The sequence below is a fragment of the uncultured Aquimarina sp. genome (assembly GCF_947496855.1).
In the GTDB taxonomy this organism is placed as follows: Bacteria; Bacteroidota; Bacteroidia; order Flavobacteriales; family Flavobacteriaceae; genus Aquimarina.
In genome coordinates this window covers 171,164-193,478 of record NZ_CANMED010000008.1, presented here as the reverse complement: position 1 = coordinate 193,478, position 22,315 = coordinate 171,164, and the positions used below count along the sequence as shown (strand labels likewise).

Below are 22,315 nucleotides of genomic sequence, written 5' to 3'. Positions count from 1 at the left end.
CATAAAGACTGCTAAAGGAAAGGTTGGTCTACTTTTACAAAATCGTATATTTGAAACCTGTAAAGACAAATATTTAAAAGCATTGACACGAAAGTTTAAAGTTCATATCGAGGATAAATTACCTTTTCTTAGAGAAAAGAAATTGCTTATTGCCTGTAGTGGTGGATTGGATAGTATTGTGTTAACTCACATGTGTCATTTACTTGGTTTAGATTTTGGTATTGCACATTGTAATTTTAAATTACGAGGAACAGAAAGTGAAGGTGATGAAGAATTCGTTTCGGAATTAGCTAATAAGATGACAGTTCCTTTTTTTATTACAAACTTTGCAACAGAGGAATATGCAAAAAGTAATAAGCTTTCTATTCAGATGGCAGCAAGGGAATTAAGGTATAACTGGTTTCGGGAGTTGGTTTTGGAATATCAATATGATTACGTGCTAACTGCTCATCATAAGGATGATAACTTAGAGACTTTTTTGATAAACCTATCTCGAGGTACTGGAATTGATGGACTTACAGGTATCCCAGAAATAAATGATATTTATGTACGACCATTATTACCATTTTCTAGAAATCAAATTTTAGAGTTTGCAGAAAAGAATACCATTAACTGGAGAGAAGATAGTAGTAATCGCAGTACAAAATACATTAGAAATAAACTGAGACACGATGTGATCCCGGAACTTTTGGCGTTAAATCCCCAGTTTTTACAAAACTTCGAAACTACTTTAACTCATTTGAAACAGACCAGTACATTTGTTAAAAACCAAGTGGATAAGGTTAGAAATGATGTGTTCGAATATTCAGAACTTGATACAATAAAAATACCTATTCATAAACTACAACAATACGATGAACCAAAAACGTATTTATACTTTTTATTAAAAGAATATGGATTTACTGCTTGGGATGATATTGTACAAATGCTAACTGCACAATCAGGGAAACAAGTTTTTTCGCTCACTCATAGGTTAGTGAAAAATAGAGGGTATTTATTACTCTGCCCAATAGTTGAAGAGGTTTCTGATCGTGTTTACAAAATTCCAGAAGAAGAAAACATGATTATAATCCCTTCAGGAATGATAGCGCTTAAAGAGGCTTCAGAATTATCAAATACTGATCTGAAAACAATTTATGTAGATAAAGAAAAGTTAAAGTATCCATTAATTGTAAGGAAATGGAGAGAAGGCGACTATTTTTATCCTTTAGGAATGAAAGGCAAAAAGAAGTTGAGCAAATACTTTAAAGATGAAAAACTATCTTTGCTGGCCAAAGAAAGAGTATGGTTATTATGTTCTGAAGATGATATTGTTTGGATCATAAATTACAGAGCAGATAACAGATTTAAAATAAGTCCCAAAACAAAACAATTACTAAAAGTAACGATAACCTAATGAGGAATATTCTAGTACTAGTAACAACACTGTTGTTTTCCACTACTTTGTTTTCACAAATATTTGAACCTATAAAATGGAAAAGTAGTGTCAAGGAAGAATCAGAAAATGTCTATACATTATATTTTGAGGCGACCTTAGAAAAAGGGTGGCACATCTATTCTCAGCTAGAGGTGGAAACGGATGAAATAGCACCAACAGCTACAGAATTTACTTTTTACAATGAAGATAAAGCATATGAGCTAATAGGGAATACAGCAGAGCCTGAAGGCATCCAGAAGTTTGACAAAGTTTTTGAAATGGATATCAAGTATTTTGAAGACAATGTTGTATTTACTCAAAAAGTAAAGCGATTAGATACTTCTCTGGAAACTATTAAAGCAGAAGTGTTCTTTGGGGTATGTGATGAAGAAAAATGTTTAGCACCAGATATAGTAGAGTTTAATCTAAATTTATCTGGAGGAAATTTGGGTGAATCCGTTGCGGCTGGAATTACACCAGAGGATGTTAACAAATCCAAAGTATTAGATGCGGGAATCAAAGGCTGGGATAAGTTTCCGAAAGAAGATGTAAAAAGTCAAAGCTATCTAAAAATATTCGTGCTAGGCTTCTTAGGTGGATTGATTGCCTTGCTTACACCTTGCGTATTCCCTATGATTCCGCTTACGGTATCTTTTTTCACAAAAGGAGCTAAGGATCGTAGAAAAGGAATGATGAATGCAATACTTTATGGCCTATTTATATTCGCGATTTATGTTTTATTAAGTCTTCCGTTTCATCTTTTAGACTCTCTTGACCCAGAAATTCTTAACAATATATCGACTAATGTAACACTGAATATTATCTTTTTTATTGTATTCATAGTATTTGCAATATCGTTTTTTGGATATTTTGAGATTACCTTACCTGCATCCTGGAGTAATAAAATGGATAGTAAGGCAACAAGTGTAGGAGGAATTCTAGGAGTATTTTTTATGGCACTTACATTAGCATTGGTGTCATTTTCCTGTACAGGTCCAATTTTAGGTTCTTTATTAGGAGGTTCGTTAAGTAGTGACGGAGGAGCCATGCAATTAAGTTTCGGTATGGGAGGATTTGGTTTAGCATTAGCACTACCTTTCGGGCTTTTTGCCTTATTTCCTAATTGGTTAAATAACCTACCCAAAAGTGGAGGATGGCTTAATGCAGTAAAAGTGATTTTAGGATTTATTGAATTAGCATTGGCGTTTAAATTTTTATCCAATGCAGATTTAGTAGAGCATTGGGGATTTCTGAAACGCGAAATATTTATTGGAATTTGGATTGTTATAGGAATAGGATTAACATTATATCTATTTGGAAAAATTCGTTTTCCACACGATAGCCCAATTAAAAAGTTAGGGAAAGTAAGAGTCACAACTGGAATTCTAACACTTGCTTTTGTGATATATCTAATTCCGGGTCTTACTAATACCCCATATGCAAACCTTAAATTGTTAAGTGGTTTTCCACCTCCTTTATTTTATAGTATCTATGAGAAAGAAACGCACGGACCTTTAGGATTAAATGCGTACACTGATTTTGAAAAAGGAGTAACAGCCGCTAAGCGGGAAAACAAACCAATAATGATCGATTTTACAGGTTGGGCTTGTGTTAATTGCAGAAAGATGGAAGAACAGGTTTGGAGTAATCCAGAAATTGCTAAAATTCTAAAGGACGATTATATTTTGATCTCACTTTATGTGGATGATCGAGAAAAGCTTGCAGAAGAAGATCAATTTAAATTCTTTAAGTCCTCCGGGAAAATAAAATCTATTAAAACTATTGGTGACAAATGGGCCACTTTTCAAACATTAAATTTTGAAAACAATTCTCAACCATACTACGTATTAATAGACTCAGAAATGAATCTCTTAAATACTACTACATCTTATACTCCCAATGAGAATGAATATTTAAAATGGTTAAAAAAAGGCTTAAAGAATCATGCTAAAAAACAAGTGTTAAAAAATTCATTTAGTTTTTAGCATATTTAGACGAAAGCAAATAACATATATTTTATTATCAAATAACCTTCAGTCAATGCTGAAGGTTAACTTTTTTTTAGTTGGATACAAGCTAGATTGTTAAAATCTCCTTAAAAGGAAGCTTGTCAGCATTCCATTTTTTTATCTTCAGCATTCAACTAAACTCTAACAAATGCGATCAACTAGAATACTATTATTATCTCTTTTTAGCTTTTTGATTTTTATCACCTCATGCGCTAAAAAAGGAGAGGTGTCTACTGAAACACAGATAGAAAAAACGGATAAAGTAACTGAAGAAAAGGATGCTTATCAAGTAAAAGAACATTATACCAAACAGGAAGTTGATATTGTAATGAGAGATGGAACGAAACTCCATACCACAATTTATTCTCCCAAAGATACGAGTAAAGAATATCCGATTTTAATGCAGAGAACTCCTTATAGTTCCAGACCATACGGAAATGATGAGTTTCGTTCTAAAATAGGTCCTAATGAATTCTTGATGAAAGAAGGAAATATCGTTGTGTATCAAGATGTTCGCGGACGTTGGATGAGTGAGGGAGTATATGATAATATGCGAGCGTATATTCCTAATAAAAAAGATAAGCAATTTGATGAATCAAGTGATACGTATGATACTATCGAATGGTTGGTTAATAATGTAGAAAATACAAATAAGAAAGTAGGAATTTGGGGGATATCATATCCAGGTTTTTATGCTACCTATTCTTTACTGGATTCACATCCTGCATTAAAAGCTGTTTCTCCACAAGCTTGTATTGGAGATTTCTTTTTTGATGATTTTCATCACAATGGAGCATACTTATTGAGTTATTGGAGAGCTACAGCAGTATTTGGTTATGAAAAAACAGCGCCATTAAAAGAAAGTTGGTACACCTTTCCAGAATTGGAAACTAAAGATCAATATCAATTTTTCCTAGATGCAGGTCCGCTTAGTTCGTTAGATCAATATTATAAAGATGATAATGTTTTCTGGACACAATTAAAGGAACACCCTAATTATGATGACTTTTGGCAAAAAAGAGGAATCATACAGCACCTTAAAGATATTAAGCCTGCAGTAATGGTAGTAGGAGGGTTGTTTGATGCAGAGGACCTGTATGGACCTTTCGAAACGTATGAGAAAATAGAAAAATATAGTGAGAACTATAATATTATGGTCTTTGGACCTTGGAGTCATGGAGATTGGGCGAGAAATAAAAAACGTCAGGCAATTGGGAATGTATATTTTGGAGACGATATTTCTCTCAATTTTCAAAAAAATATAGAAACAAAATTCTTTAATAATTTCCTCAAAGGAGATGGTGATAAGAACACAGGACTTTCTGAAGTGCAGATCTTTGATACAGGAAAAAAGGAATGGAATACCTATGATAGCTGGCCACCGAAAAATGTAGAAAAGAAAACAATGTATTTATCAGGTGATGACTTAACAGAAACAGCAGGAAAAGGGTTTTCAGAATTTATTAGTGATCCTAAAAAGCCTGTTCCATATTCGGAAGATATAAAAATGGTATTTACACCAAGAAAGTATATGACAGATGATCAACGTTTTGCTGCAAGACGTCCTGATGTATTAGTGTATGAAACTTCTGTACTCACAGAAGATATGACGCTTTCTGGTGAAGTTTTAGCAAAACTAAAAGTAGCTACCACTGGTACAGCTTCTGATTGGGTTGTGAAATTAATTGATGTGTATCCTCCCGATGCGGAAGATACAGAGGAAACACAGGAATATCTAAAAATGTCTAATTACCATATGATGGTTCGAAGTGAAGTATTACGAGGTAGATTTAGAAATAGTTTCAGTAATCCTGAGCCGTTCGAGCCAAATCAGAAAACAGATGTAACTATTAAACTTCAGGATATACACCATACGTTTATGAAAGGGCATAAAATCCAGATTCAGGTGCAGAGTACTTGGTTTCCTTATATAGATTTGAATCCACAAACATTTGTTCCTAATATTTTTAAAGCAAAAGCATCTGATTTTAAAAAGCAGACCCATAAAGTATTTGATGACTCATCAATCGAAATTTCTGTCTTGAAATAATCTAACAAACCTTAATACCCTGAAAAAGATGAATAATGTAAAATTAAACATCGTATTTATTTTTTCTCTACTTATATTTTTTAGTTGTAAAGAGGAGAATAAAATAAGCGAAACTATTATTTCTAATGAAGAACAAATAGAAGTACATTCAAAGAAACTTAATGATTGGTTTGAAGCCCAGTTTCAAGAAGAAGTTGATGGCTCTCCTATGATGCAGACCTATTTAGGAATAAAGACAGAAGATTATAGTAAATGGGATAATATTTCGTCTAAAAAAGAAGTTCAAGATCTGGAAAAAGCAAAAAAAAGACTTAGGTACTTAAAGGATTCTATTAAAGTCTCTAAGCTTAATAAAGCTACTTTGTTAAGCTTTAAGCTAATGAAAATGGATTTAGAAAATACCATACAAGATTTTCAATATCGTTTTTATAATTATCCTGTAAATCAAATGCACGGAACGCAGTCAGAGATTCCGGCGTTTTTGATAAATATGCATCGTATTGAAAGCAAAAGTGATGCTAAGGCTTATATTTCAAGACTAGAAGGGATGGATGAATTGTTCGTACAACTAGTTGAAAACGTAAAAATCAGAGAGAAGAACGGTATTGTTCCTCCTAAGTTTGTTTTTGCTAAAGTGCTCAATGATAGCCGGAATTTAATAACCGGAAAGCCTTTTGATGAATCGAATAAAGAAAGCACGTTGTTAGCTGATTTTAAAGGAAAAGTTGAAAAGCTAGAACTTTCTGATGAAGAAAAAAAAGTATTGGTCTCTCAAGCTGAAAAAGCACTACTGGAATCCGTAAAACCGGGATATGATAAATTAATCGAAATACTGGAGGATCAACAACAAAGAGCTACAGTAGATGATGGTGCCTGGAAATTTCCAAAAGGAAGTGCATTTTATAATAATGCTTTAAAGCGTACAACAACAACAGGCATGACTGCAGAAGAAATTCATCAACTAGGGCTAGATGAGGTCGCAAGAATTCATAAGGAAATGAAGGATATCATGACCGAGCTGAAGTATGAAGGGACCCTTCAGGATTTCTTTAAGTTTATGAAAGAAGATGAAAGGTTTTACTATCCAAATGATGAAAAAGGTAAAGCAGCTTATCTTGAAAGAGCAGTAGGATTAATAGATAATATGAAATCCAGAATAGATGAGCTTTTTATAACAAAACCAAAAGCGGATATCGTAGTAAAAGCGGTAGAACCTTTTAGAGAAAAGAGTGCGGGAAAAGCTTTTTATCAGAAAGGGACTCCGGATGGTTCCAGACCAGGAACTTATTATGCTAATTTGTATGATATGAAAGCTATGCCAAAATATCAAATGGAAGCGCTAGCATATCATGAAGGAATACCAGGACATCATATGCAACTTTCTATTGCGCAAGAGTTAGAGGATATACCGAAGTTTAGAAAATTTGGAGGATACCAAGCTTATGTAGAAGGATGGGGATTGTATAATGAGTTTTTACCAAAAGAAATAGGACTTTATAATAGCCCGTATTCGGATTTTGGGAGATTAGCGATGGAGCTATGGCGAGCATGTAGATTGGTTGTGGATACAGGGATTCATGTTAAAAAATGGACAAGAGAAGAGGGAATTAAATATTATACTGATAATACACCAAATGCGGAGAGTGATGCTATAAAAATGGTAGAGAGACATATCGTTATGCCTGGTCAAGCTACGGCTTATAAAATAGGAATGAATAAGATTTTGGAATTAAGAGAAAAAGCTAGATTGGAACTTGGTAATGAATTGTTTGATATTAGAGAATTCCACGATGTTATTTTAACTAATGGGGCGGTGCCACTTACTATTTTAGAAGATCTAGTGAATGAATGGGTAGAATTAAAAAATAATTCTACTAAAATTGAAGAAAGTTCTTCATAATAGAGTTCTTTAGTTAGTAATAATTTATAGATACTATATGCCTTTCATTATTTGAAAGGCTTTTTTTATAGCCTGAATTGAGGATTATTTATGGTAAATCCATAGATAAAAGTAAGAATATGACTACATATTTATATTAATTTGATTAAAATTATGTATTTTGTGGATCAAATTATATTTTTTATCTGTTTTAATCCCCAAAATAAAACATATGAACAAAACAAACTATATATTATTAGTTCTCTGTTTGATGAACTTCTTTAGTTTTTCACAAAGTCGATTATCAGGAGTTGATCTTTCTAAAATAAGAACACTTAAAGATTCGGTACGGTTTAATAATTCAATTAATGATTTGCAACAGTTTGTAAACGAGGACCAATTTGATAGAGCAGAACCTATGGTTGATCAGCTCATAAAATTGGCAGGCGATATTGGTTATACCAGAGGATTAGGTCTTGTCTATAGACTAAAAGGAGTTATCTGTAATCAGGCTCAAAGAAATATAGAGTCTAGTAAAAATTTTGAAAAGGCAATATATAATTTCAAAAAAATCGATGATAAAGATGGTTTAGCATCTGTAAGTAATGATAGATTCATAATTGAACAGAATAAAGGAAACCTAGAAAAAGCTGCTGCCTACCTTATGGAAGCCAAACTATATATGGAACAGCTAAATGATAGTGTTGGTTTATCCGGAACCTATAATAACTTAGCAATCATTTATAAGGAGCTTAAAGATATACCAAATGCGGAAAAGTTTTATTTGAAATCTATTTATACTCGCAAAAACCTAAAAATTGACGGTGTAGGTATGGTCATGAATAATTTAGCCTTGTTATATACAGAAGGAGGGAAGCTTTCTGAAGCAAAGAAAATTCTACGAGAAGCCTTAAAAATTAACAAAGCAGAAAATGATTTAAGACATGCTGCCCAATCATATAGTATTATGGCAAAGGCCACAATGTATGGTAAGGAGTATGAGAAAGCAAAAAAATATTATGACACTACATTATGCGTAGGAAACCAAGCTAATTATAAGTTAATAGTAGTAAATGCAAAACAACAATTGGGAATTATTGCATTAGAAGAGGGGGAGTACCAAAAAGCAGAAAGGTTATTAAAAAAAGCAAGAAAAGAAATTGTCAAGGCTAATGTGATATCACTAATATTAAAAAACTATAAATATTCTTTTAAACTGGATTCTACTAGAGGTAATCTACTTAATGCTATAAAATGGCAGAAAGAATATCAAGAACTTTCGGATAAGAGAATGTATGAAAGTACCACACAGAAGGTTGAAAATGCTAAGTCAAGGTACGAAGCAGAATTAAAACAGCTAAAGTTAATTGATGAGCAAGAAAAGCGAGAACAAATAACTAAGGAAGAATTGTTCAGGTATAGATTGTTAACCTTTGTTAGTTTAGCCATAATCGCTGTTATACTGGTTTTTATGATTCTTTTTATTAAAACCAGAAAAGAGAGAAAGAGGTATATAAAAGAGCTTAACGAATCAAATCAGATTAAGAATAAATTATTTTCTATTATTTCTCACGATCTAAAAAACGAAATACACGGATTAGAAGGTAGTCTAAACTTAATGAAAGAAGATGTAATTTCTACAGAAGAGTTTAGAGAAATAGTCCCATTATTAGCTAATAGAACCCATCAAACTTCTATTTTGTTGAATAACTTACTGAATTGGTCAAAATCACAAATGAAAGAGCTAAATGCTAAGCCAACTACTTTTGATATAACAGAGGTAATCAGTAATAAATTTACTTTTTTTAAACCTAAAGCTGAGAAGAAAGATATTAGACTGATTAACAAGTTGGATCCTACGATGATTTTTGCAGACAAAGATATGTTTGGGATTGTAGCTCAGAATCTAATTGCTAATGCCATTAAGTTTTGTAATCCTGGTGATTCTATTGCCTTAATATCCAGAGAAAAAGAAAATCATTATGAAATCTGTTTTGAAGATACTGGAATTGGTATTGATCCATCTAACCTAAATAAACTATTTGCAGAAGACACTTTTACGACTAATGGAACGGAAAATGAAACAGGTACTGGTCTTGGACTTAGAATATGTAAAGAATTAATAGAACTCAATCAAGGAGAAATAAAGGTAGAAAGTATTCTTGGAAAAGGCAGCACCTTTTTTATTTTCCTGCCTAAGGCAGCATAATTTTATTTATCCATCAAACTTCTAAATTGATAAAAGAATCTTTCTATAAGTCTTAGATTTTCTGTAATAATTTCTACAGAACCTCTCATTTCTTGTTGAAAAGGGATTTCTTTATTATATGTTGTAATTAGTCTTTTAGGTAGTTTTACGTCAATAAGGTATAATCCATCTTTATCTGGTAACATTGATATATAATCTACAGTACCTTGTAGCATACCAAATTCATTGTCCGGAAAGTTCTCTAATTTAATGTTAGCTTTTTGTCCTATTTTTATTTTCCCAGAATTCTGCGTTGGGGCCTTTATTTTGGCAACATATGAAGAGGATTCTTGTATTGGAATTACTATAAAAACAATATCGCCAGCAGTTACATTTTCATTTTCAAAACGATAATTAGAAAAAGAAACTCTTCCTTCTATATCCGATTGTAATAGATATCTTAATTCCCAATCTTTTATACTTTTTTTCAATTGATCAAAAGACTGTATCACTTTATTACGTAGACTTATTTCTTCTCTTTGCTGATTAAATTCAGTTCCTTTGGATGTTTTCTGCGCATTACTAATACTCTCCTTAATCTGAGAAAGTTGGGTATCATAGTTTTTATAGTTATTCTCAAACTGCAAGTACTCAATTTTTGCTTGTTCGTATTCTTGTTGAGAAATACTACCCTTATCATACAACTCTTGTTGCCTTGCAAAATCCTTTTTCTTAAAGTTTAATGCACTTCCTTCAATTTTTCTCTGACTTAAAATACCTTCTTGCCTTCTGTAAAGTTCTGATAAGGATATCTGATTGGCTATATTTTCATCAGAAAATGGTTTTAACTCTCTGTTTAAAGTGTATTCTATATAACTGTTCTCAAAAGTAGCATAACTTGTTTGGATATCTCCTAGTTCTAATATTGGCGGCATTTGATTAAAGGGAAATTCAATCCTACGATTATTAATAGTAATAGTATCGATTACTCTTTTAAGGCTAAAAACGTCGAGATAGTTTGCTGTATTGCGAAGAATAGCTAAGGGAGTTCCTTCAGGAACCGTATCTCCTTCTTTTACTAAAATTGCTTCTATCTTTTCACTAACATTTGCCTGTTCCTTTTGCAAAGGCATATCAGTTGTGATGATTGCCTGCGCTGGGATTGTATCTGGGTATTTAAGCATCCATGATAGAAATAGTAAGAGTAGTATAAGTCCTAATATAAGTAAGTTACCCCATCTAATCATCCAATGTGGTACACGTGTAAGAATTTCCTGAACCTCTTCACTCCTTAATTGTATGTCGTCTAAATTATCTGGCATGGTTTGTGTAATTACGAATTTTAAATTATTAATTACGAGTTTTCAATTTAGTGGTTTTTTGTATTGAACCAATAATTCTAAGTAATTCTTCACATTGTTCAATCAGACTTTTACTTTCCTCTCTACTATTATAATTACTATCTCTTAGCAGTCTTAACCAATAATGAGTTTCTCTTGCTTCTTTATATGAAATAGCCTTTTTTGATAAAAAATCTCTAGTACTTTGCTCTCCAATAGCTTCTTCAATATTAGCCCCTATAGAGGTATCACTTCTTAAAACTTGTTTTGATAAAATATATTTGTGTTGTTCTTTTGTCAATTTTTTAAATAATTCAATGCCTGATAAAGCAAAATCATAGCTCTTTGTCTGAACAATATTTTCTTTTTTCATTTAGGCGATAATTCGTAATCACTAATTCTTAATTAAATATTATTTACCTAGTTCTAATTGATTTTTAACCAAATTATAATAACTTCCTTTTTCTTTAATTAGCGATTCATGATTTCCAACTTCTATAATTTCCCCTCTATCTAACACCACAATTTGATCTGCATTTTTTACGGTACTTAATCTATGCGCTATTACCATAACAGTTTTGTCTTTGAAGAAGGTGTCTAGTTTCTCCATAATTACCTTTTCATTATTAGCATCCAATGCTGAGGTGGCTTCATCAAAGAATAAAAACTTAGGATTTTTGTATACAGCTCTGGCAATAAATAATCGTTGTTTTTGACCTGTACTAAGTCCTACACCTTCCATTCCGATTTTGGTATTATAAGATAAAGGTAATGACTCAACAAATTCTTTAATGTTGGCCACATCGACTGCGTGCGCTAACTTTTTCTTATCAACGTAATCTTCTCCTACTGCAATGTTATTAGCAATTGTATCATTAAATATGTATCCTTCTTGCATAACAACTCCAAATTGATCTCTCCAGGCTTTTTGCGATACGTTCTGCAAATCATGAGAACCAATAAATATTTGTCCATCATCTGGCTCATAAAACTTTAATAAGAGTTTCATAAGTGTAGTTTTTCCGCTTCCACTAACTCCTACAACTGCTGTTATTTTGTTCGCAGGAATCAACAAATCTAGATTTTGTAATACAGGCTTATCAGATCCTACATATCTGAAACTAAGATTTTTGATATCAAAACCAGAATTTCCCGGAATATCTCTTAGTTTTTCATCACCCGCTTTTTCTTCATCTTCTTTGTTATGAATCTCTCCAAGACGTTCTAATGAGATTTGCGCATCTTGTAATTCTCTTAGAAAATTAATCAATTGCGTTATAGGAGCATTTAGTTGTCCTACGATGGAGGTAATCGCTAACATCATACCTAATGTGATTTCTCCATCAATCACAAGTACGGCAGAAAGAACAGTAATCAATATGTTTTTTAGTTCATTTATAAAAGCCGAACCAACACTCTGATATTGTTCTAAAGCAAGATTTTCTATCGATATTTTAAAGAGTTTAGCCTGTACAAACTCCCAATTCCATCGTTTTCTTTTTTCTGCATTATGGAGTTTAATTTCCTGCATACCATTAACCAATTCAATAACTTTACTTTGTTCTTCACTAATCTGAGAGAAACGCTTATAATCAAGTTTTTTACGTTTTTTGAAGAATATTAAAATCCAAGCAAAGTAGAATGCACTACCAATAGCAAAAACAGCAAATATGGAGAAGCTATAGTAGATCAGAACAATACTAAATACTATTAGGTTTACCATCGAAAACAAAACGTTTAATGATGACATCGTTAAAATCTGCTCGATTCTTTTGTGATCATTTATCCGCTGTAATAAATCCCCAGTCATTTTTACATCAAAGTAGGAGATAGGTAGGTTCATTAATTTGATAAAAAAATCAGAAATTAACGAGATGTTAATTCTGGTACTTAAATGCAACAAAATCCAGCTTCTTAAAACATCAATTAATGTTCGTCCTACAAACAATGATAACTGTGCAATTAATACCAAATATACAAAGTCAATATCTTCATTTGCTATACCTACATCAACGATACTTTGGGTTAGAAATGGAGTAATAAGTTGTAATAAACTACCAGCTGTTAATCCTAGTATAAGTTGAATGATGAATTTTTTGTATTTAAAAACGTATTTAGAGATAAATTTAAATCCAAATTCTTCATCTTTTTCATCTAGGTTGTCATTATAGAACTTTGGAGTAGGTTCTACCAATAATGCAACTCCTTCTTCTGTGGTTTGATCAGCATTGTTACCGATCCAGGCTTTTATAAATTCCTCTTTAGTATAAGTGATCAGACCATGGGCAGGATCTGATACATAAATCGTCATACTACCTTTTCTGGTAGTTTTGATTTTATAAACCACTACATAATGTACTTTGTTCCAGTGAACAATACAGGGGAGAGGGACTTCTAGTAATTGATCTAAAGATAACTTTACACCTAATGATCTAAACCCAATACTTTCTACTGCTTCACTTAAACCAAGTAATGAACTTCCTTCTCTGGTCGTTTCACTTAGAGATCTAAGCTTCTGCGTGTTCAGTACTTTTCCGTAATGTTTAGCTATGATTTTAATACAAGTGGGTCCACAATCTTTGGATTCAGCTTGTTTATAAAAAGGAAATTTTGGCATTCAGAGTTTTAATTTTGTGTAATAAGATCTTCTACAAAGTAAAGTAATTCTTTTCTATTATACGCATTAGGATAAGATTTCCCGTTTAATAATATCTCAGGAGTAAAGTTTTTATCATAGGTTACACACCATTGATGCTGTATTTTAAGCAAGCTTAAGTAATTATCGTTATTGAAATTTCCATACGTTTTTAGCCAATCATTAGGTGAACTAGAAGTGTAAATCTCGTTCATAGCAAGTTTGCATCTTTCTTCTCCTTCGTCGTTAAATACTTCAGTAAGACGTGCAGCTATTTTTGTACTTTCATTGTCTGGATCAATGTTCGGTATATTAAAACGTATGATAACTTGTACTTCTTTTTTATAGCTCTTCAATATATTATCGATTAATTGATGGACTTCTTTGCAATGACCACATAAAGGATTTGTGATTATTACAATTGATAGTTTCGATTTTTCAGTTTTGTTACCCAGAATTATTTCTTTTTTATCTAAAAGTTTAGTTGGTAGTATTTCAGACTCCGAAAGCAGTGTGTTAAAAAGAGTATAATTTCTTTTAAACTTTAAGTGTTCGATTTTTATATTATGTAGTTCATTTTGTTTTTTTATCAAAGTTTTTATGTGCATCCATAGTAACGATAGAATTAAAAAACAAGTTGTTATTATGGTAATTTCTGAGATATGAATATTTGATATACTCACTCTTTCTAATAAAAAGGGTATTAGTTGTAACCAGATAGTCGCTATAATTCCAATACATAAAAAACACCAATTTTTGATAACAAGATATTGATAAATTATAGAGTATATGGTAATAGGTATGACTATGAGACTGATAAGATATAGTATGGAAAATGATTTGTCGGTCAATAATAAGAAAGCAGATGATAGTAGTAAGGAGTTAAAATAAATGAACCCCGCATCACTTGGTTTTATCTTTGTAAATAAGGTGCCTCCATTAGATTTTAATACGGTATCACAGCTATTAGTTTTATGGACGTATGAACAAAAACGATCTAAAGAATTAGAATGAAACCCTAGATCTTTAATAACTATGAAGATACTTATTAGGAGTCCTAATAATGTAGAAACCAAATATATAATCTCTGATAACAACGGTCTTTTAATAATTAGACTTACTAAGAAAATACAGCCTAATATAAATATACCTAAAGTTTTTAAATTGAAATTTTTAATAGAAACCTCTTCAAGCGTTTCTTCAGTATCTAAAATAAGAATTACACCTGTCCAAATTTTCAAAAACTCTTCTACTTTAAGTGTTTGGGTATATTCTTTACTAAAAACTAAATGTATTTGTTCCTTTTTTTTTTCGAAAATCACAAAATGTTCTCCAGTATCATTTTGAATTTGAGTAAAAAAATAGGCCCCAAGTTGAGATAATGTTTCTTGGTCTGTTGCTACCGTAGCTGGAATATTATCAATAGCAAAATGATCTAAGACACCAGTAATTGCGTGTAAACTGGGATAAGTGGGATGACTTAGTAGTTGAAATCTAATTTCCTGTTCATCTATAGAAACCTTATGTTTTTTTAAGAATTTGTATAGTAGATGTATGACCGCGTCTTTCACAATAAGCAATTGTTTTAATTTGATGACTAATATTTATGAATTACTTATATGTTAGGTATTAGAATTTCTAATAATATTGTTTTATCCATAACAAAAGAAATAAGTTTTTCTTTCAATTCTTCTTTATTAGTATTTTCAAGGAAAGATTGGTCTTCGGATAAATCTCTATATAGCTGATTAATAGTTGTGGGTTCTTCAAAGTACAACAAGATGATGCTCCAATCTTTAAGCTCTTCTCTTTGTAAATTATTTGTTTGTGGCACTATATGTTCTAAGAAATAGGAGTTATTTTCTTCAATTATTTTACAAGAAGGGTTCAGTTTAAAAGTCGTATTACTAATATCATCAACAGATTTATTAGACAACCAATCATACATATTAAATAGAAAATCCATTCTTTTAGGACTTATATCACTCTTAAAAGAGTTTTCATCAAAATATTTAAGGAGTCTATTATTAAGTGCTCTGTAAAACTCGGGAAAATGATATTTTAATCTAGCCTCAACTTGTTCACAAGCAAAAATTGATTTTTTAGCGTATCCAATACAATGTACATATTGAGATTGAAAAGGTACAGTATGGAAATTGATAACTTTTGAGAAATCAGAATCTACATTTTCTAAATAATATGATATTGGAATACTATTTTTTTCAGCAATAGCGAGCGCTAATTGTTGTTCGAATATCGTATTGAAAATCCCCACATCAATTTTGTCAAGCAGATGTTCATTTTTTTCTATGAATTGAAAGACTTGTTCCTTTAGTTTTTTAAAAAAGTTAATTTCTTGTCCTCCAATTATTCCTGCGTTGAGCGCGTGTATTTCTTTATTTTTATATAATGAATTGATTAATTCTGTGGGTATCCAATCAAAATTGATAAAAACATCATTGAGAGCTTCTTCATATGCTGGGAAATTTATTTCAACATTTTGAGCAAAAAGGGGCGAAGTAGTAAGAGTTTCCGGTAATTTTTTCCAGATAAATACATCAGAATCACAATGCATAAAAGGTTCATTCTGTTCTGCGTAAGTAAATATTTTTCCTAAAGCCCATAGTTTAGAATTGTATTTATCTATTTGATTAAGAGTAATATGTACATTGGTATATGGAATGCCTAAAATATCTATTAGTAAGTGTTTACCGTCTGTATCAGTATACAACTCTACTTGATCGTAAAATTGTTTAAAGGTAAGACAGCTTAGCGCTTGACTGTAAAAGGCATATTTTTGATGTAGCCACCCACCTTTATATCTAGAGTTAGGATCTTCAGATTTATTATTACTTGGTTTTGACCAGAAACTTTGTATTACCTTCATTTTTTTATTTTCTTGCTGATGTTTGTAGACTTTTATCTTTTTTAAAAACTAAAGACCCTTCAACAGAAGAGTCTTTGCTTTTTGATACATTTTAATTATCCCCAACAGTATAAAGATGGATTTGGTCTGTACACATAAAGGCTCCAGCTTCCGTTGGAGGTAGGGCAACCAGGTTTGTAGGCACGTCCAGCTTTGTTTTGATTACCTCCACAGATGATAAATGAACAATTTCCTGCACCAAAGGATCCGTCATATCCTCCTACGATGGTTTTAGTTTCTTTCTTAGAAAGTACTGACGCTTTGATCTTTTTCAAAATGTCTTTTTTCATAATAACATTGTTTTTAAAATTAATAATGATTTGTATAACAAACTATTACTCTATAATACGATTAAACCGTAATATGTTGTGTGGGGAAATATCACGTAAACGTTGTAGTGTTGATAATAAATATCACTTTGTGATTTTTTTAATAAAATTATAGTAATTCCCTCATCCAATTAGTGTTTTTTTTGATAACTCTAGCAGGAATCCCCGTTGCTATTGAATTATTAGAAATATCTTTTGTGACTATTGCTCCCATGCTTATAACACTGTTATTACCTATGTTTACACCTTTAAGGATTTTGACATGTGCTCCAAGCCATACATGATCTCCTATGCTAACGTTTTTTGCTTTATTAATTCTTTTGTTGCTCTCTAGATCAATTATGCTATGCGAATCGCTAGTGCGTATGGAGATGTTATCAGAGAGCATACAATCTTCTCCAATTATAATACAGCTATTATCTTCTGTAGCTGCGAGATGAGCCCATTCAATAGTGGTTTTTGCTCCTATGATAATTTTGCAATTAGTATGTTCTAACCAAAACATCCCTCCACTTATTCTACATCCTGATCCTATTTCTAAGTAATGATTATCCCCTTGAATATTAATAACGATATTAGAAATATTACAATCCTTTCTTATCAATATTTTATTGTCGTTGCCATTTATGGTAATATTAAGATGAAATAGATAATCGCTTTGTTTTTCAATGATGTTATTATTTCCAATAATAACATCATTTGGTTGTATTGGGCTATATCTTTTTTTATTGAATAAATTTTTGAAGGTTTTTATCATACGATTAATAATATTTCGACTTTAGATTTATCATCATTGTATAAGAAACAATAGCTTTGTATTCTCATAAAAAAGAAACAAAAAAGGCTGATTATTATAAACAGCCTTTAATACTTTTAGTTGATAAATAATCTAACAGGTGGATACGCAATGTAAACTAGGATTAGGTCTATAAACATACAATGGTCTAGAGTCGCAAGGATTTGAAATTCGATTCAATTGATTTTGACTTCCTCCACAACAAATAAAAGAGCAATTACCTGTAAAAGGGCCACTATAACCACCTATAATTGTTTGTTTTTCTTTTTTGGTTAGGACAATTTTTCTGATGTTTTTTAAAATGTCTTTTTTCATTTTATTAGGATTTTAAGATTTTTAATAAGATAGTTAATCTACAGGTTTGATCATCAAGATTGCATCAGCTACAACGTTGTAGTGTTGATAAAACATTTATTTTATGTTTTATTTAAGAATAAATTCTCTGTTTAGTTTCAGATCTAATTGAAGCCTATGATTAGAACTATGAAGACTCTTTACTAAATATTATTTAATGTTTAAAATAGTAAGCTTTTTTTTAGATTCAGATAATTAGAAGTTCTCCGATATATTATAAAACTAAACTTAATAATTTGAAATTTATAAAAAGAAAAAAGGGAGTATTCTAAAGAATACTCCCTTTAAATAAAAGAATAACTAAAGTTATAACACTTTAGTTCAAACTAAGTTTAGTAGTGGCTATTCCTTTTTCGTTTTGGATTTGTACCAAGTACAAGCCCCTAGATAGTTCTCCGATTTCAAAAGTTGTTCCTGGTTGGAAATCACCTTCGAATTTTTTGGCTAAGGATCCTGTAATCGTATATACGGATACCTTTTGTACGGATTCATCAATACTAAAAGCCGTTTGTGCTGGATTGGGATATGCATTAAAGCTATTACCCTTAATAAAATCCTGAACACCTAAAGTAACAGATTCTTGATTTCCGAACACCTTAAATTCACCTGGTTGTAATGTAATAAGAGCATTTACATCCGTTACAGTGATTGATTCACCAGTGTCACTTAATAAATCATACCAAGTACCAGTTTCTTGGAAAGTAGGATTGATATCAATAGGTTCAACATCAAAATTACCGATAATTGTAACATACTTAACTTCATCTCCTGTCGCTGAATCATCTGTAAGTTGAATCTTTTTTGAAGTAGCAGAAGCTACAGATAATGTAAAATTATTGGTTTTAAATATCTTCTCATTCAACTTTAATCTAATCAATTTAGTATATACATCATATATATCAGTTCTATCAGTAACATTTAGATAATCCCAACGAATAGGTTTAGGACTAGTTCTACATGATTCATCAATAGTACTATCTTCGCATCTATTGATACTAAACCCATATCCTAATTCACCAAATTGCCAGATCATTTTTGGACCAGGAATTGTGAAATAAAATGCTCCTGCAAGTTCTACTCTGTCTAATGCAGTAGATAAATTTGTTACATCATAAGTTGGTGCGCTAGTGTCATTACCAAACTGAACATTTTTGTACATTAATCGTTCTTCATCATGGCTTTCCATATAACTAACATTAGATGGAGTCGTCCAACCACGTGATAGATAGGACACTGATTGGAAATTAGAATCACCATAACCCATAGTCGCCTGATTATAATTAAAGTTGCTATTTCCCCAAACGAGCATACCTTCATTAATTAGCAAAGTTTCTTCGGTATTAGGGGCGAAATGTTCTAAAATTACATAAGCACTGGGGTCTACAGCTTGTATAGCTGTATTCATTCGGGTTAATATATCGATACGACTCTGATCAAAACCACCTCCATCACCAATGGTATTTGTAAATCCTTTGGTAAAATCAAATCTGTATCCATCTACATTGTATTCGGTTAGCCAGTATTCATTCAACCTGTCTATATAATCTTCTGTAGCTGTAGATTCGTGATCGATGTCATTAAAGAACGAAAAAGTTGGATTGGAATCAGTTTGCCTAAATATAGGATTTGCCGCAGTTGCTTGACCATTATAACACCCATTACAGTCGTTCCACATTCTATAGTATGGATTTTGACCCGTAGCGTGATTATATACCACATCGAGTATTACGGCAATTCCTCTAGCGTGACATTCATCTACAAATTGTTTAAACGCTGTAGGAGTACCATAATATTTATCTAATGCCATATGGAAAGAAGGATTGTAACCCCAGCTATTGTTTCCATCAAATTCTGAAACTGGCATTAATTCGATAGCATTAATCCCTAAATCTTGTAAATAATCAAGTCTTGCTTTCATTGCATCAAATGAATGTAAAGCGTCAAAATCACGAATCAATAATTCATAAATTACTAAATCAGTAACTTCAGGTCTTTGGAAATTCGTTGTTTGCCATACGTATTCAGCTTCACCAGTTTTAAACCAGGATACCGCATCATTAGTTTTACCTGTAGGATAGTCTGGTAAGTTAGGAAATGTAGTATCGTCAATAAAACCATCATTAAATTCTGATAATATTAGGGTAGAGTAGGGGTCAGCAACAGAAATAGATGCATCCACCACATATTGATATAATATATCGGTATTGTTTGTCAAGTTGTCTAATGTAATCCAGAATCGATCTTGGGCACTATCTTTATTTAACAGATACGTATTATCAAGAGACCAGTCATTTCCGTTAAAATTTCCTTTTACATGGACAAAGTTTTTTCCAGGTGCATACAGCACTAAAGTAGCAGAAGTTCCATCTAGATTTAGTCCGTCTTTCATCCCCATTGGTAAAGGCGCTTCATTATTAACAGGAGTTGTAATAGCAGAGAAAGTCTCTGATAAAGAATTAGAAGTTCCTGATTCTGTTGCCATAAGTTCGAAACTTACACCTTCGGTAATAGTATAGTTAGTAGTGTAGTTAGTAATACCAGATTGTATATCAACAGAAGCACCGTTAGCAAAAAGCTCGAAGTCTGCATTTAAGGTTGTAGTCGCAGTAATTGTTAAGTCGTTTCCACTATCAATAATAGTTACAGATTCTGTAGGTGCATCTAAAGTCAGCTGAAAGATACCAACGTCGACTATATTGTCTTGAGTTTTATTATCTCCTGTACCATCCTGAGCTTTGGCTAACATGCCGATTCGATCAATTCCTGTAGCACCATAAAAAGTTGTCGGTGTTAAGGTAATAGAATATGTGCCGTTTCCGTTATCGGTAAATATTTGTGGTTGAGCACTATTCGACGAATCTGTCCAATCTCCATTATTAGGAGAATTGATAGCGGCTGTTGCCGTTGGACTATCAAAGTACCAAGCCCATAAATACAGATCTGTTGTTCCCCAAATACTAAGATCTACACCAGATACAGTAATAGTAATCTCATCCCCCTCATTAAACGCGGGAGGGTCAATGGTAAAAGTCGCATTTTGCTGTTGTGCATTGGATATCATCAGTCCTAGAAAGAACAGAAACATTAAAGTAAATTTTTTCATGACGTTATGTATTTAAAGCAAAAAGGCTGTTATATCTAATAACAGCCTTTTCATATTTGTTTTTGATTATTGTAATACTGCGGAATAAGAATATCCTCTTGGACTACTTAAATCAAGAGTAACCACGTACGTACCATCAGCATCAACGGATAAATTAGGTCCGTTAAAGTCCATAGACCCATCATTTCCAGCATCTCCTCCTAAGTTCAATGCCCAATCATCATTTGCTCTAAATTTAAATTCTCCAGCAGTAAGATTAATGGTGATCGTCCATACTTGTGTTGCAGCATCATAAGTCATATCATGGTCGTTTCCAGGCACACCTTCGGTTCCGCCAGCAGGCCATCCAAGTGGAGTAGCACCACCAACAATTGCCCATTCTGCAGGTTCTACGCTATAAGTAATATTCATCTCATCAGTAAGATCGGCTTTTACTAAATAATACCCAGCAACAGAACCAGCAGGTAAACCACAATCTACTTCACCTTCTTGAACTAAAATTTCAGTGTAAGATCCACCACTAGCTCCAGCATCACCATAATCTCCATCAAAACTAGTTGTAGTAGGTAAGAATTTATAATTAGCAGCTGCATCGTTAAAGAAGACAAAACCTTCATACTGCGTGTCTACTTCGTCTCTAGCCATAATAGCTGGTGCATTTTCAGAAGCAGTCCAGTTCGGACCATATCCACTTGCTTCTAAGAAGCTTCCAACTACATATAATTTAGGAAATTCTACTTCCTCTACTACAGGTTCTGGTAGAGAAACAACGATGGATTGAACATCAGAAAGAATTTCTTCTCCACCCTGTGATCCAACAGTAGCTCTTAATCTTAGGAAAAGCTCTCCTGCATTATTAGGAATTGGCTCTCCATCTGAATCTAATACTGGATCTCCATTTTCATCTATAGTAGATGTTTCTGGGTCGTTATCTAATCCTGCAGAATTAGCGAATTCAATCATTCTAGACACAGTAATAGGTATGTTGTTTTCTTGTGTACTCCCTAAAACCTGAATGTCATCAAAAGTAGAAGTAATAGAACCTTGTAATTCATAAGTAACTGGAGTATCTGCGCCAAAGTCTGGAGATTCCCAAACAAATCTTTCTGCAAGATTACTAGCTGTTTCATCAGTTAATACATATTGAGAAGAAAATGTATTAATAAAACTAACTCCTTCTGGATCAGGTTGTGCAGTGAATACTAATTGATCGTCGTCTGTACAAGCATTGAAACTGATTACAGTAACAAATGCTAATAATAATATTGATATTTTTTTCATTTTGTAAC

Annotated in this window: 15 protein-coding genes; 5 read left to right on the top strand and 10 right to left on the bottom strand. The window is 32.2% G+C overall.

Annotation, left to right across the window (positions count from 1 at the left end):
- The first annotated feature begins 82 nt into the window (after window positions 1-82).
- The 5 genes from tilS (at window position 83) to Q0921_RS22305 (ending at window position 9,564) form a co-directional block, all read left to right on the top strand.
- Window positions 83-1,396 carry a tRNA lysidine(34) synthetase TilS gene (tilS, locus tag Q0921_RS22325; protein ID WP_299260936.1) on the top strand — a complete coding sequence of 438 codons (1,314 nt, stop codon included), beginning with the start codon at window positions 83-85 and terminating at the stop codon, window positions 1,394-1,396.
- Entirely contained in the window at window positions 1,396-3,402 is a 2,007-nt protein-coding gene (locus tag Q0921_RS22320) for a thioredoxin family protein (RefSeq protein WP_299260933.1), read from the top strand. Before tilS ends, Q0921_RS22320 begins: the two co-directional genes overlap by 1 nt.
- Before the next feature lie 172 nt (window positions 3,403-3,574).
- Window positions 3,575-5,476, top strand: a complete 1,902-nt coding sequence (locus tag Q0921_RS22315; RefSeq protein WP_299260931.1) for a CocE/NonD family hydrolase — start codon at window positions 3,575-3,577, stop codon at window positions 5,474-5,476.
- A gap of 28 nt (window positions 5,477-5,504) precedes the next feature.
- Entirely contained in the window at window positions 5,505-7,376 is a 1,872-nt protein-coding gene (locus Q0921_RS22310; RefSeq protein WP_299260929.1) for a DUF885 family protein, read from the top strand.
- Between the two features lie 211 nt (window positions 7,377-7,587).
- Window positions 7,588-9,564: an ATP-binding protein gene (locus Q0921_RS22305; protein ID WP_299260927.1), complete on the top strand. Its 1,977-nt coding sequence runs from the start codon at window positions 7,588-7,590 to the stop codon at window positions 9,562-9,564.
- 2 nt (window positions 9,565-9,566) lie between these two features.
- Here Q0921_RS22305 and Q0921_RS22300 read toward each other — a convergent pair whose 3' ends face one another.
- From Q0921_RS22300 to Q0921_RS22255, 10 genes are all read right to left on the bottom strand, one after another.
- On the bottom strand, window positions 9,567-10,865 hold the full coding sequence (locus Q0921_RS22300) for an HlyD family efflux transporter periplasmic adaptor subunit (RefSeq protein ID WP_299260925.1): 1,299 nt from the start codon (window positions 10,863-10,865) through the stop codon (window positions 9,567-9,569).
- A 28-nt stretch (window positions 10,866-10,893) separates the two neighbouring features.
- Entirely contained in the window at window positions 10,894-11,256 is a 363-nt protein-coding gene (locus tag Q0921_RS22295; protein WP_299260923.1) for a four helix bundle protein, read from the bottom strand.
- 39 nt (window positions 11,257-11,295) lie between these two features.
- Window positions 11,296-13,500, bottom strand: a complete 2,205-nt coding sequence (locus Q0921_RS22290) for a peptidase domain-containing ABC transporter (RefSeq protein WP_299260921.1) — start codon at window positions 13,498-13,500, stop codon at window positions 11,296-11,298.
- A gap of 8 nt (window positions 13,501-13,508) precedes the next feature.
- On the bottom strand, window positions 13,509-15,089 hold the full coding sequence (locus Q0921_RS22285; RefSeq protein WP_299260919.1) for a vitamin K epoxide reductase family protein: 1,581 nt from the start codon (window positions 15,087-15,089) through the stop codon (window positions 13,509-13,511).
- Between the two features lie 44 nt (window positions 15,090-15,133).
- Window positions 15,134-16,405, bottom strand: coding sequence for a DUF6734 family protein (locus tag Q0921_RS22280; protein ID WP_299260917.1), 1,272 nt, complete (start codon window positions 16,403-16,405; stop codon window positions 15,134-15,136).
- Between the two features lie 95 nt (window positions 16,406-16,500).
- A complete protein-coding gene (locus Q0921_RS22275; RefSeq protein ID WP_299260916.1) occupies window positions 16,501-16,734 on the bottom strand; it encodes a hypothetical protein in 234 nt (77 codons plus the stop codon).
- A gap of 148 nt (window positions 16,735-16,882) precedes the next feature.
- Complete coding sequence (locus Q0921_RS22270; protein WP_299260915.1) at window positions 16,883-17,530, bottom strand: DapH/DapD/GlmU-related protein; 648 nt, start codon at window positions 17,528-17,530, stop codon at window positions 16,883-16,885.
- 132 nt (window positions 17,531-17,662) lie between these two features.
- On the bottom strand, window positions 17,663-17,884 hold the full coding sequence (locus Q0921_RS22265) for a hypothetical protein (RefSeq protein WP_299260914.1): 222 nt from the start codon (window positions 17,882-17,884) through the stop codon (window positions 17,663-17,665).
- A gap of 355 nt (window positions 17,885-18,239) precedes the next feature.
- A complete protein-coding gene (locus Q0921_RS22260) occupies window positions 18,240-21,026 on the bottom strand; it encodes an alpha-amylase family glycosyl hydrolase (protein WP_299260913.1) in 2,787 nt (928 codons plus the stop codon).
- 66 nt (window positions 21,027-21,092) lie between these two features.
- Window positions 21,093-22,307, bottom strand: coding sequence for a SusE domain-containing protein (locus Q0921_RS22255; RefSeq protein WP_299260912.1), 1,215 nt, complete (start codon window positions 22,305-22,307; stop codon window positions 21,093-21,095).
- Window positions 22,308-22,315: the final 8 nt, after the last annotated feature.